A 12,364-nucleotide genomic window follows, 5' to 3' on the forward strand; every position below is an offset into this window, starting at 1 on the left:
AACTATATGGAAAGTCTATTAAATCGTTTATATGCCGCGTTAGGCCTGGATGCACCAGAAGATGAGCCACTTCTCATCATTGATGATGGGATACAGGTTTATTTTAATGAATCCGATCATACACTGGAAATGTGCTGTCCCTTTATGCCATTGCCTGACGACATCCTGACTTTGCAGCATTTTTTACGTCTTAACTATGCCAGCGCCGTCACTATCGGCGCTGACGCAGACAATACTGCTTTAGTGGCGCTTTATCGCTTGCCGCAAACCAGTACCGAAGAAGAGGCGCTCACTGGTTTTGAATTATTCATTTCAAACGTGAAACAATTGAAAGAGCATTATGCATAATTTAATACGTCAACATACTTTCTTAATGAGATAAAACGCGATACGTATGCCCTTTACAAGAGACAAAACCAGAATCTTTGGTGGAAATGTAAGGGGCAAACGTTCCTCTTTCTCATTTTGCTCTGTTTGCGGGAGCATTTTTAGTGTGTAAGTATTCCTGCTCATCAGGTTTTTACGCCATCTACGCACATTTATTCTGCTATAAGTTGAAATTCTGCAAAAAATATTGGTACTTATTATTTTTTCTTTAAGTAAATTTTCGCTCAACAAACTTAATTGTTTATTCAATGATGATGAAGCGTAAGCTATGCTGGAAATGAAGGAAGTCAATAGCAAGGATAATCTTATTATTCACGGGTGATATTACTTCTGCTTCACCGTTATGGCAGATATCATCGCCTCTTGTCAGATGCCAGACACCTACTCATACTCAACCAAAGCTCTAAATACAAAAATCACCTTATATCTTTTTTTATTATTCCTTGTATAAATGTGACTTGACTCACACCTATAAGGAATCGGCTCACTTCCATAAGAAGGAATCAAAATGCCAATAACTAACGCGTCCCCAGAAAATATATTAAGATATTTGCATGCGGCCGGTACCGGTACGGAAGAAGCAATGAAAAGTGCAACTTCACCACGCGGTATACTGGAATGGTTTGTCAATTTTTTTACCTGTGGTGGAGTAAGAAGAAGCAATGAAAGATGCTTTCGGGAGGTAATTGGAAAACTGACCACATCATTATTATATGTAAATAAAGATGCTTTCTTCGATGGTAATAAAATATTTCTGGAGGATGTCAACGGGTGTACTATATGTCTGTCATGTGGAGCAGCATCCGAAAATACGGATCCCATGGTCATTATTGAAGTGAACAAAAATGGAAAAACTGTAACGGATAAAGTTGATAGTGAGAGATTTTGGAATGTATGTCGAATGTTAAAACTGATGAGTAAACATAATATACAACAGCCTGATTCACTTATAACCGAGGGTGGTTTTCTGAACCTGCGCGGAGTAAACCTGGCTAATAAAAATTTCCAGGGGGAAGATTTGTCAGAAATAGATGCTTCTAATGCAGATTTCCGTGAAACAAATCTTTCTAATGTAAATTTAGTCGGTGCAAATTTGTGTTGTACAAATCTACACGCTGTAAATCTAATGGGTTCAAACATGACTAAAGCAAACCTGACTCACGCAGACCTGACTTGCGCTAACATGTCCGGTGTAAACTTAACCGCTGCAATTCTATTCGGCTCAGACTTAACTGACACCAAACTAAATGGTGCGAAATTAGATAAGATAGCTCTAACTTTAGCGAAAGCATTAACAGGAGCCGATCTGACAGGTAGTCAACATACCCCTACTCCACTCCCGGATTACAATGATAGAACTCTTTTCCCCCATCCGATATTTTAGTCGAGATAAAGGGATTTTATAAACAAGAAGTATTCAAACAGAGGCCCCCTTGTTTTATTAAATAAACCCCGCCCCTAAGTTTCATTATAAATAACATTTTCAGCGTATTACTTTTTGGCTTTGTCTGAATCATAGCGTTATCTGTATGTGGCACATTAACTAAAAACACTATTATTGTTTAATTTAAATAATTCATAATTGTAGTCAGGAAATAAGAAGTTATGCTTCCGGTCACCTACAGATTAATACCTCAAAGCGGAGTATCCACATATGGATTAAATACCGCAGATACACCTGTTTTCCCCGATATTCCCGAACATGCACCAAACCCCTCACGGCTACGCCTTGCTCATGACAGCCTTGCCATAAACAGGGAATTCCGTCTGGAGCCAGAGTGTGTGGTGGAGTACCTTATCTCAGGCGCGGGTGGAATAGACCCTGATACAGAAATTGATGACGACATTTATGACGAATGCTACGATGAACTATCCTCCGTACTTCAAAATGCGTACACCCAAAGCGAAACATTCCGCAGACTGATGAATTACGCATATGAAAAAGAACTACATGATGTGGAGCAGCGCTGGCTACTGGGGGCAGGCGAAGCCTTTGAAACTACCGTGGCTCAGGAACACTTCAAACTTTCAGAAGGCAGGAAAGTTATTTGTCTCAATCTGGACGATTCTGATGATTCATATACCGAACATTATGAAAGTAACGAAGGAAGACAACTTTTTGACACAAAACGTTCATTTATTCATGAAGTTGTACATGCACTGACCCATCTTCAGGATAAAGAAGAAAATCATCCAAGAGGCCCTGTTGTCGAATATACCAACATTATTCTGAAAGAGATGGGGCATCCTTCACCTCCCAGAATGGTCTACATCTTCAATAAATAGACACATCAGGAAACGAAAAGAAACTAAAAACCCACGTAGTCCCTTTTTTTCGGGAAATGTTCTGGCAGTATTTTCTAACTATATTCTAAGCGCCCAAAAAACAAAGGGGCTACCTTTCGGTAACCCCTTGTTTAATCTGGCGGAAGCGCAGAGATTCGAACTCTGGAACCCTTTCGGGTCGCCGGTTTTCAAGACCGGTGCCTTCAACCGCTCGGCCACACTTCCGGAATGAGGCGCACTATAAACATCCCGGTGCGTCATGTAAAGACCGAATGTGTTCGTTTGCGTGAAAAACAGGCAAAACTTTGTTAATTGCCTGAAATAGCAGCATATTGACCATTTCTTCAACACAAAACTGGCTGAATACGTATTGATCGCCTCCACTGTTTCACCGCTGTGATTAGCGATTTTTTTATCGGTAACGCGTGGTTGGCGCTGCCGCCTGTTTTATGGCGTAGCGCCAGGCATGAGCAGACCGTTTTAACGACGGTAATCACCTGAAATCTCTAAAGGAAACTAAACGTAAACGAATGCGTAAAGATGGGTAAAACCACTGGGTGACAGTGACTGTTTTTATTATTCTCCTTTATTAATTACATCTGTCATAAGAGAGTGACTAATGGATCGTATCATTACATCATCGCGTGATCGTAGCTCGCTACTGAGTACGCACAAAGTACTGCGCAACACCTATTTTCTGTTGAGCCTGACGCTGGCTTTCTCCGCAATTACCGCGACAGCCAGTACGGTACTGATGCTGCCCTCCCCCGGCCTGATTCTGACGCTGGTCGGTATGTATGGGCTGATGTTCCTGACCTATAAAACCGCCAATAAGCCGGTCGGTATCCTGTCTGCTTTTGCGTTTACCGGCTTCCTCGGGTATATCCTGGGCCCGATTCTTAACGCCTATCTGTCAGCAGGCATGGGCGATGTGATTGGCCTGGCGCTGGGTGGTACCGCGTTAGTATTTTTCTGCTGCTCCGCTTACGTTTTGACCACCCGTAAGGATATGTCTTTCCTGGGCGGTATGTTAATGGCCGGGATCGTCGTCGTGCTGATTGGTATGGTGGCGAATATTTTCCTGCAACTGCCTGCATTGCACCTGGCGATTAGCGCGGTGTTTATCCTGATTTCCTCGGGCGCTATCCTGTATGAAACCAGTAACATCATTCACGGCGGTGAAACCAACTATATTCGTGCGACCGTCAGCCTGTACGTTTCGCTGTACAACATCTTTGTCAGCCTGCTCAGCATTCTGGGCTTCGCCAGCCGCGACTAATCGACATTCCCCTCTTCCAGCCCTGCTTATGCAGGGCTTTATTTTTTGCTACACTGCCGTCCGTGTTGATTACGCAGTGAAACGTTATGTTGATCTTTGAAGGTAAAGAAATCAGTACTGATAGCGAAGGCTATCTGAAAGAGACGACGCAGTGGAGTGAAGCGTTGGCAGTCGCTATCGCCGCCAATGAAGGCATTGAGCTCTCTGCGGAACACTGGGAAGTCGTGCGCTTCGTGCGCGAATTTTACCTGGAGTTTAATACCTCTCCCGCCATCCGAATGCTGGTCAAAGCGATGGCGAATAAGTTCGGCGAAGAAAAAGGCAATAGCCGCTATCTGTATCGTCTGTTCCCGAAAGGCCCGGCAAAGCAAGCGACCAAAATCGCCGGTCTGCCCAAGCCGGTAAAATGTATTTAATACCGAATACTAAAGCCTGTTAACGTCTCGCGAGGGCTGTGCGGTTCAGTGAGGATTTTGTCCACACGAGCAGAGCGCGGTCCGCCTTCTTTCAGCCACTTGATGAGCTTTTCCACCTGCGCCGCGTCGCCACAGGCCACCACTTCTACGCTTCCGTCATCCATATTCTTCGCATAGCCGGTTAACCCCAGTCGCTGCGCCTCATGCTGCGTGGTATAACGAAATCCGACGCCCTGAACGCGACCATAAACCCAGGCGATAATGCAGACGTTCGACATGATGGTTCTCCTTTCATAATCAACGGTGAAGACGCATACAGGACATACTTAACGTACCTGACTGGGCAGACACCCATAATGTTGGCGGAATCTGGCCGTAAATCGCGACCCCGACAGGTAGCCGCACCGTAGCGCTATTTCGCCGATCGGCAGCGTCGTCGATTGCAGTTGAGAAAGCGCGCAGGACATGCGTACCTCTTCAATAATTTGCCGATAACTCTGCGATTCGCGCTGCAAACGCCGACGCAGCGTCGATGTTCCCATAGCAAGACGGCGGGCTATCTCCTGGGCTGTCCATAGCTTAGCAGGTGAGAGCATAATCAGTTGCCGCACCTGCTCCGTGAGGGTGTAACGCCGTTCAATAAGCAGCGGTCCCGCCGCGCCATCATGCAAAAGCGCTAGCAGTAACCCCATCGCCTGATGTTCCTGTAGCCCAACGGGCAACCCCTGGCGCACAGCATCCAACACGTTCTCCCACATAAATGTCAGGCTACGGCTCATCGGCGTACACAGCGATGTCAGGTTTGCCGGTGGATAATCCTGAACGTACATCGTTTTAAAGCGAGCAATAATCTCCGGTGAAAGTAACAACAGGTCGGAGCGAAAACCGTTCTGCGCAGGCTGATTAATAATCTCCAGCGGCGTGTTCGCCGGAATAATAATCAACTCGCCCGGCCCGGCGACAAGGCGGCTATCATCCTGAATGATGACTTTACTGCCCTGCGTAATATGGCAGATAGCGGCGGAAAAAAGCGTAACACGATGCAAACGGTGCAGATGACTGGAACGCACCTCTGCCGTCGTAAGATCCTGATGTCGAATATGCATCTCCTGCACCGTGCCGTCCTCTGTTTTATCTTCCGTATGTGGCCGTGAATTTCGCTTTCGCAATCACATGCGCGTTAAGCATAAAACCTACCAACGCGCCACTCGACTCACTGTCGAGCGGCAGTGTTGCCGTATTCAGCGCCCACACAGTAAACTGATAGCGATGAGGCTTATCGCCCGGCGGCGGACAGGCGCCGCCAAAACCAGCATAACCGAAATCATTCCGTCCCTGCACCACTCCAGCGGGTAACGTTTTTTTATCAGCCCCCGTCGGCAGGTCGTGAATCTGCGCAGGAATATTCACCATCGTCCAGTGCCACCAGCCGCTTCCGGTGGGCGCATCAGGATCGAAGACGGTAATAGCGTAGCTTTTGGTTCCGGCAGGCGGATTGCGCCAGCTCAGCTGCGGCGAAATATTTTCTCCGCTACAACCAAATCCTTTAAAGACGTGCTGTTGCGTTAAACGAAAATCCGCCGGAATATCCGCGCTACTGAGGCTAAACGCCGACGCGGCAGATACGCCGCCACTCAATGCCATCATTGCGGCTGCGGTCAAAGAGAAGACTGTTTTCATTGTATTTCCTTCTTCATGTAAAGAAATAACACTATAAAAAGCGTCCGCTGAAGAAACTGTGCCTTTACGATTCTATTTTGTGCAGAAACGCTCACCGCCATACGCTGGTGATTGCCTCTCTCATCTGTGCTACCCTACGCGCCATTTCGTTTTCACGGTCCCTGGCTGGAGCTATCATCCGGCTCGCGTCACTGTTTGTGAGAGGTTACTCCGCATGACTGAATCTACATTTCCGCAATATCCCCGTTTAGTCCTCAGCAAAGGGCGAGAAAAATCTTTACTCCGCCGCCACCCATGGGTCTTTTCCGGCGCCGTCTCCCGCCTGGAAGGCAAAGCCAACCTCGGTGAAACTATCGATATCGTCGACCATCAGGGAAAGTGGTTAGCACGCGGCGCCTGGTCGCCAGCATCCCAGATCCGCGCGCGCGTCTGGACATTTGATAAAGCAGAATCCATTGATATTGCGTTTTTCACCCGCCGCCTGCGCCAGGCGCAGCAGTGGCGCGACTGGCTGGCGAAAAAAGACGGCCTGGATAGCTATCGTCTGATCGCCGGTGAATCCGATGGTCTACCTGGCGTCACTATCGATCGTTTTGGTCATTTTTTGGTGCTGCAACTGCTCAGCGCCGGGGCCGAATATCAACGCGCCGCATTAATTAGCGCTCTGCAAACATGCTATCCGGATTGCGCTATTTACGATCGCAGCGACGTCGCCGTGCGGAAAAAAGAAGGGATGGCGCTGACGCAAGGCCCGGTCACTGGCGAACTGCCGCCTGCGCTTCTGCCAATTGAAGAACACGGTATGAAATTACTGGTCGATATCCAGGGCGGCCACAAAACCGGTTATTATCTTGATCAGCGCGACAGTCGTCTGGCGACGCGCCGCTACGTGGAAAATCAGCGGGTACTGAACTGCTTCTCTTATACCGGCGGTTTTGCCGTGTCGGCGTTAATGGGCGGTTGTCGCCAGGTTGTCAGCGTGGATACCTCACAGGATGCGCTGGATATCGCCAGGCAAAACGTTGAACTGAACCAACTGGACTTGAGCAAAGCCGAATTCGTGCGCGACGACGTGTTTAAGTTGCTGCGCGCTTACCGTGAACACGGCGAAAAATTCGACGTCATCATCATGGACCCGCCCAAATTCGTTGAAAATAAAAGCCAGTTAATGGGCGCCTGCCGGGGCTATAAAGACATTAACATGTTAGCGATTCAACTGCTCAATCCGGGCGGCATACTGCTGACATTCTCTTGCTCCGGACTGATGACCAGCGATTTATTTCAGAAAATCATTGCCGATGCCGCAATAGATGCCGGTCGTGATGTACAATTTATAGAGCAGTTCCGTCAGGCCGCCGATCACCCGGTGATCGCCACCTACCCGGAAGGGCTGTATCTGAAAGGGTTTGCCTGTCGCGTCATGTAACTTGAAAAGTGGAATAGTATCCTCATATAAAGGGTATCTATTTCCCGGGAGGTGACTATGATAGCCAGCAAATTCGGTATCGGCCAACAGGTCCGCCATTCCCTGTTAGGTTACCTCGGAGTGGTCGTCGATATCGACCCGGAATATTCGCTTGATGAGCCGTCGCCTGATGAACTGGCGGTTAACGACGAACTTCGCGCCGCTCCGTGGTACCACGTGGTAATGGAAGATGATGATGGTCAGCCAGTGCATACTTATCTGGCCGAGGCCCAGTTGCGAAGCGAAATGCGGGACGAGCATCCAGAACAGCCATCGATGGATGAACTGGCGCGTACCATTCGCAAGCAGCTTCAGGCGCCGCGACTACGTAACTGATTGTATTTAAAAGGCCGGAAAGCGATATCCGGCCATTTAAACTTTTATTTCGCCAGCCCCAGGCGAGGGATCTCAATCGCCGGGCAGCGATCCATCACCACGGTCATGCCTGCATCCCGCGCCAGCACCGCCGCCTGTTCGTTGATCACGCCAAGCTGTAGCCATAGCGTTTTTGCGCCGATGGCGATAGCTTCCTGCGCGACGCCCCATGCAGCTTCAGAGTTGCGAAAAACATCCACCATATCGACTTTTTCGGGAATGTCCGCCAGCGTGGCATACCCCTGTTGCCCCAGCAATGTCTTACCCGCGACTTTTGGCGCAACCGGAATCACATGGTAGCCCTGTTCAAGCAGGTATTTCATTACCCGATAACTTGGACGATCGGGTTTATCGCTCGCACCTACCAGCGCGATAGTGCGAGTGGACGTCAAAACATCAGCAATATCGGTCTCTTTCATCATCTTTCTCCTGGCTGTTTTGCAAAGTGTACGACAAACCTGACATAGCAACCATTCATCCCATACCGATGTATGAGAGCAAAACGCCAAAATATGTCTATATGTTAGTAAACATGATCTAAGAAAAATTTCGATACATTATTAGCCAGACGGCCTTTGGACAGGAGAACCTTATGAAAACCGGCGCGCTAGCCACCTTCCTTGCTCTCTGTTTGCCGGTGACTGTTTTTGCCACAACGCTCCGTTTGTCTAATGAGGTTGATCTGCTGGTGCTGGACGGCAAAAAGGTGTCCAGCTCTTTATTACGCGGCGCAGAGAGCATTGAACTGGAAAACGGGCCGCATCAACTCGTTTTCCGGGTGGAAAAAACCATCCGCCTGCCCGGTAATGAAGAGCGGCTTTATATTTCTCCGCCGCTGGTGATAAGTTTCGATACCCAACTGATAAGTCAGGTCAATTTCCAGCTCCCGCGGCTGGAAAACGAGCGCGAAGCCTCGCATTTTAACGCGGCGCCGCGTCTGGCGCTTTTGGACGGCGACGCCATGCCCATTCCGGTAAAACTCGATATTCTGGCCATTACTTCTACGGCTAAAGTGGTCGATTATGAAATAGAGACCGAGCGTTATAATAAATCGGCGAAACGCGCCTCGCTTCCTCAGTTCGCCACGATGATGGCAGACGACAGCACATTACTTTCCGACGTCTCAGAGCTTGATACCGTACCGCCGCAATCACAAACTCTGACAGAACAGCGGCTGAAATATTGGTTCCGACTGGCCGACCCGCAGACACGCCATCATTTTCTGCAATGGGCGGAAAAACAGCCGCCCTCTTGATATGAGTTGTCCCAGCGCGCAATTTTTTTCTCTTTCTCTTGCAGCATCAAGCGCTTCCAGTAATCTGTAGACAGGTTAACTACGGAATCGAATTATGGAACTGACGACTCGCACCTTGCCGACGCGCAAACATATCGCGTTGGTTGCTCACGACCACTGCAAACAGATGTTAATGAACTGGGTGGAACGCCATCAGCCGTTGCTGGAAAAACACGTTCTTTATGCAACCGGCACCACGGGGAATCTGATCCAGCGCGCAACCGGTATGGACGTTAATGCGATGCTGAGCGGCCCGATGGGCGGCGACCAGCAGGTTGGCGCACTCATTTCAGAAGGGAAAATCGACGTGTTGATTTTCTTCTGGGACCCGCTTAACGCGGTACCGCACGACCCCGATGTCAAAGCGCTACTGCGTCTGGCCACCGTATGGAATATCCCTGTCGCCACTAACGTCTCAACGGCGGACTTTATCATCCAGTCCCCGCATTTTAATGACGCTGTAGATATTCTTATTCCGGATTATGCGCGTTATCTGGCCGAGCGCCTGAAATAACCGCTACGCGGGCGGGATGCTGTACCGCCCGCGCTTTAGGGCTTCCTCGCCACCGGCACATCCAGCTGTTTAAGCGCCTCCACAAAGCGCGAGGGATTATCTTTATTAAAAAGCAGCCAGACCCGCGCACGCGCGCGCGTCAACGCCACATATAACAAACGCCGCTCTTCAGCGTCCGGAAAATCCTCAACCTGAGGAAGAAGCGCACTTTCCATAATGGATTCTCGCGCCGGGGCGGGGAAACCGTCGTTACCCTCCTGCAATCCGACAAGAATCACGTAATCGGCCTGTTGGCCTTTGCTGGCATGGATAGTCATGAAGTCTATCTGTAACTTCGGCCAGCGAGTCGCCGCTTTTTGTAGACTCGCGGGTTTCAGATGGTGATAGCGCGCCAGCACCAGGATACGTTCATCTTCCTTCGCATAGCCGGATAATTTATCCAGTAACGCGTCCAACTGGCTTTCATCCAATAACGTCACCGCTTTTTTATCGCCTGGGGTCAGACTATTTAACGGTTTTTTAAGCTGGTGCGGATTCTGCTGTACAAAGCGATTGGCAATATCGCCAATCCGACTGTTAAAGCGGTACGTGGTGTCCAGGTGGCAATGCTCGCCCTCGCCGAACGTCTGATGAAACGCCGTCGTTAAGGAGAGCTGCGCCCCGCTAAAACGGTAAATCGCCTGCCAGTCATCGCCAACGGCAAACAGCGTAGTCTGGCTATTCTGCTTGCGCAGCGCCTCTAACAGCGCCGCCCGTTGCGGGGAAATATCCTGAAATTCATCGACCAGAATATGCTTCCACGGGCTGATAAAACGCCCTTTTTCGAGGATCACCATTGCCTGATGGATCAGCCCGGAGAAATCAACGGCATTTTCCGCTTTCAACGCGCTTTTCCAGGCCTTTAGCAGCGGCGCCATCAGCTTAATGCGTTTGCCAAACAGCTCGCGGCACTCCTCTGGCGCGCCAGCGATCATTTCTGCCTGCGCGCCGCCGTGCATACGCATCAAACTGACCCAACGATCCAGGCGAGGGGCCAGACGCCGCTGCAATGTCTCATCGTCCCAGAAATTACCTTCCGGCACTACCCACTGCATCTCCTCTTCCAGCCACTGACGCCAGCCTTTGGCCTGCGCTTTTTTCTCGCTACACTGCTGACGCCAGGTGCGCAGAAATAGCTGATGCCGCGCGGTGGCGTCACTTTCCAGCTTACTGATAACCGGCGCTTTTTTACTGCCTTGCTGAATAATATACAGCGCCAGCGAATGGAACGTACGGGCAGTAATCTCTTCCGTATGTAAGCGCTCGCGGATACGCTCATCCATCTCCTCTGCCGCCTTGCGACCAAACGCCAGTAAAAGAATTTGCCCCGCATCTGCTTGTCCGCGCGCCAACAGCCAACCCGCGCGCGCCACCAGCACCGAGGTCTTACCGCTTCCCGCGCCCGCCAGTACCAGTAACGATGATTCGCCGTTAACCACCGCCCTGGCCTGGGAAGGATTAAGCGGAGAAGATTCTATCTGCGTAAAAAAGTCGGCATGCGCTTCCAGCATGGCATCAGCATACGCCTGATTATGCCGCTGCCGACTTCCCTCGCTATCCTGTAACCATGCCAGACACTTACGCCATATCTCGCGACAGTGAGCAAACTCCTCCAGACGTGAGACCGGCAGCGGCAAGGCGGCAAACGTCTGGCGAATTTCGTGTTCCAGCCCCCGAACGCGTTCACGGGTAAGCCATTGGTTTTCGCCCGTTCGCTCACTAATACGCGCCCATTGCTCTTGTAATGCCTGCGCGGCGACATCACTCATCTCCTGGCTCCAGCGACGCCAGTGCGCGTCCAGATAGCGATGGAATTGCTGGGTTTCCGACCACTCGGTACCGTGCAAACGCACGACTTTATCCTCGGGGAGGACAAACTCCAGCTCGCCCCATACCAGCCCACGCTTACAGTGAATCGCCAATAACTGATTGAATGGAATAAGATATTCATGCCTGTCGCCAGACACTTTCACCCCAGCGTTGAGGATCACGGCACGATCATACGGGTGTTGCGCCAGACGTTTTCCAAGAGAAGTTGCTTTCAGTTCCATGACTCAGCGAATCCAGACGTAAAGATGTGCTTATCAGTGTAACCGCCAGAGAAAACGTGCTCCAGTCTAAAAAAACGTTACAATTGCCCGCAGTGATAGAAAACCGGAATGAACTGAGGGTTTATGCGTACCGTTCTGAATATTTTAAACTTTGTACTGGGCGGCTTTGCCACTACGCTGGCCTGGCTGCTGGCGACGCTGGTCAGTATTGTGCTTATTTTTACCCTGCCGTTGACCCGCTCCTGCTGGGAGATAACCAAGCTGTCCCTGTTCCCTTACGGTAATGAAGCCATTCACGTTGACGAACTTAATCCGGCGGCGAAAAGCGTATTAATGAATACTGGCGGTACCTTGCTGAATATTTTCTGGTTACTTTTTTTCGGCTGGTGGCTATGCCTGATGCACATTGCCTCCGGTATCGCGCAGTGTGTCACTATCATCGGGATACCTGTCGGTATTGCGAACTTTAAAATTGCCGCGATTGCGCTTTGGCCTGTCGGTCGCCGCGTCGTCTCTGTAGAAACCGCTCGCGCCGCGCGAGAAGCTAACGCGCGCCGCCGTTTTGAATGATCGGGACA

16 protein-coding genes and 1 tRNA gene are annotated in these 12,364 nt (G+C 49.9%); 10 read left to right on the forward strand and 7 right to left on the reverse strand.

The annotated features are described in order from the left end of the window. Window positions 1-6: 6 nt before the first annotated feature. On the forward strand, window positions 7-348 hold the full coding sequence (sigE, locus tag ACH0VJ_RS04280) for a type III secretion system chaperone SigE (protein WP_000444720.1): 342 nt from the start codon (window positions 7-9) through the stop codon (window positions 346-348). A 9-nt stretch (window positions 349-357) separates the two neighbouring features. On the opposite strand, the gene ACH0VJ_RS04285 is transcribed toward sigE, so the two are convergent. Then, window positions 358-678 carry a hypothetical protein gene (locus ACH0VJ_RS04285; protein WP_077907596.1) on the reverse strand — a complete coding sequence of 107 codons (321 nt, stop codon included), beginning with the start codon at window positions 676-678 and terminating at the stop codon, window positions 358-360. 217 nt (window positions 679-895) lie between these two features. On the opposite strand from ACH0VJ_RS04285, the gene pipB reads away from it, so the two are divergent. Next, window positions 896-1,771 (forward strand): SPI-2 type III secretion system effector PipB, encoded by an 876-nt coding sequence (gene pipB / locus ACH0VJ_RS04290; protein WP_001123026.1) that lies wholly within the window; start codon window positions 896-898, stop codon window positions 1,769-1,771. Between the two features lie 221 nt (window positions 1,772-1,992). Continuing rightward, the gene (gene pipA / locus ACH0VJ_RS04295) at window positions 1,993-2,673 is read left to right on the forward strand and encodes a type III secretion system effector protease PipA (RefSeq protein ID WP_023196027.1); all 681 of its coding nucleotides are present in this window, start codon (window positions 1,993-1,995) and stop codon (window positions 2,671-2,673) included. A 137-nt stretch (window positions 2,674-2,810) separates the two neighbouring features. On the opposite strand, the gene ACH0VJ_RS04300 is transcribed toward pipA, so the two are convergent. Beyond that, window positions 2,811-2,898 (reverse strand) — tRNA-Ser (locus ACH0VJ_RS04300). A 394-nt stretch (window positions 2,899-3,292) separates the two neighbouring features. Here ACH0VJ_RS04300 and yccA point away from each other — a divergent pair. Beyond that, window positions 3,293-3,952 (forward strand): FtsH protease modulator YccA, encoded by a 660-nt coding sequence (yccA, locus tag ACH0VJ_RS04305; protein ID WP_000374046.1) that lies wholly within the window; start codon window positions 3,293-3,295, stop codon window positions 3,950-3,952. 86 nt (window positions 3,953-4,038) lie between these two features. After that, a complete protein-coding gene (gene tusE, locus ACH0VJ_RS04310; protein WP_000904446.1) occupies window positions 4,039-4,368 on the forward strand; it encodes a sulfurtransferase TusE in 330 nt (109 codons plus the stop codon). Here the strand turns inward: tusE and yccX are convergent. The 3 genes from yccX to ACH0VJ_RS04325 are packed head-to-tail and all read right to left on the reverse strand — an operon-like array spanning window position 4,365 to window position 6,048. Continuing rightward, window positions 4,365-4,646, reverse strand: a complete 282-nt coding sequence (gene yccX, locus ACH0VJ_RS04315; protein ID WP_000072884.1) for an acylphosphatase — start codon at window positions 4,644-4,646, stop codon at window positions 4,365-4,367. The two genes, tusE and yccX, sit on opposite strands and share 4 nt — an antisense overlap. 48 nt (window positions 4,647-4,694) lie before the next feature. Next, window positions 4,695-5,474 (reverse strand): AraC family transcriptional regulator, encoded by a 780-nt coding sequence (locus tag ACH0VJ_RS04320; RefSeq protein WP_000548080.1) that lies wholly within the window; start codon window positions 5,472-5,474, stop codon window positions 4,695-4,697. A 25-nt stretch (window positions 5,475-5,499) separates the two neighbouring features. Further along, on the reverse strand, window positions 5,500-6,048 hold the full coding sequence (locus tag ACH0VJ_RS04325; RefSeq protein ID WP_000859416.1) for a YbhB/YbcL family Raf kinase inhibitor-like protein: 549 nt from the start codon (window positions 6,046-6,048) through the stop codon (window positions 5,500-5,502). Window positions 6,049-6,262: 214 nt separating this feature from the next. On the opposite strand from ACH0VJ_RS04325, the gene rlmI reads away from it, so the two are divergent. Next, window positions 6,263-7,474, forward strand: a complete 1,212-nt coding sequence (gene rlmI, locus ACH0VJ_RS04330) for a 23S rRNA (cytosine(1962)-C(5))-methyltransferase RlmI (RefSeq protein ID WP_000140480.1) — start codon at window positions 6,263-6,265, stop codon at window positions 7,472-7,474. A 57-nt stretch (window positions 7,475-7,531) separates the two neighbouring features. Next, window positions 7,532-7,849, forward strand: a complete 318-nt coding sequence (gene hspQ / locus ACH0VJ_RS04335; RefSeq protein ID WP_000561983.1) for a heat shock protein HspQ — start codon at window positions 7,532-7,534, stop codon at window positions 7,847-7,849. A gap of 44 nt (window positions 7,850-7,893) precedes the next feature. On the opposite strand, the gene ACH0VJ_RS04340 is transcribed toward hspQ, so the two are convergent. Then, entirely contained in the window at window positions 7,894-8,307 is a 414-nt protein-coding gene (locus ACH0VJ_RS04340; protein WP_001537782.1) for a CoA-binding protein, read from the reverse strand. Between the two features lie 173 nt (window positions 8,308-8,480). Here ACH0VJ_RS04340 and ACH0VJ_RS04345 point away from each other — a divergent pair, with 173 nt between their 5' ends. Together ACH0VJ_RS04345 and mgsA are read left to right on the forward strand one after the other, a co-directional pair. Further along, on the forward strand, window positions 8,481-9,143 hold the full coding sequence (locus ACH0VJ_RS04345) for a DUF2057 family protein (RefSeq protein WP_000847719.1): 663 nt from the start codon (window positions 8,481-8,483) through the stop codon (window positions 9,141-9,143). 94 nt (window positions 9,144-9,237) lie between these two features. Further along, window positions 9,238-9,696, forward strand: a complete 459-nt coding sequence (gene mgsA, locus ACH0VJ_RS04350; protein ID WP_000424187.1) for a methylglyoxal synthase — start codon at window positions 9,238-9,240, stop codon at window positions 9,694-9,696. Between the two features lie 35 nt (window positions 9,697-9,731). Here the strand turns inward: mgsA and helD are convergent, their stop codons facing one another. Then, window positions 9,732-11,786: a DNA helicase IV gene (gene helD / locus ACH0VJ_RS04355; RefSeq protein ID WP_000420519.1), complete on the reverse strand. Its 2,055-nt coding sequence runs from the start codon at window positions 11,784-11,786 to the stop codon at window positions 9,732-9,734. Window positions 11,787-11,909: 123 nt separating this feature from the next. On the opposite strand from helD, the gene ACH0VJ_RS04360 reads away from it, so the two are divergent. Further along, the gene (locus ACH0VJ_RS04360; protein WP_001261222.1) at window positions 11,910-12,356 is read left to right on the forward strand and encodes a YccF domain-containing protein; all 447 of its coding nucleotides are present in this window, start codon (window positions 11,910-11,912) and stop codon (window positions 12,354-12,356) included. Window positions 12,357-12,364 lie beyond the last annotated feature (8 nt).

It is taken from the genome of Salmonella sp. 2020_1459 (assembly GCF_043847915.1).
Taxonomy (GTDB): Bacteria; Pseudomonadota; Gammaproteobacteria; order Enterobacterales; family Enterobacteriaceae; genus Salmonella; species Salmonella enterica.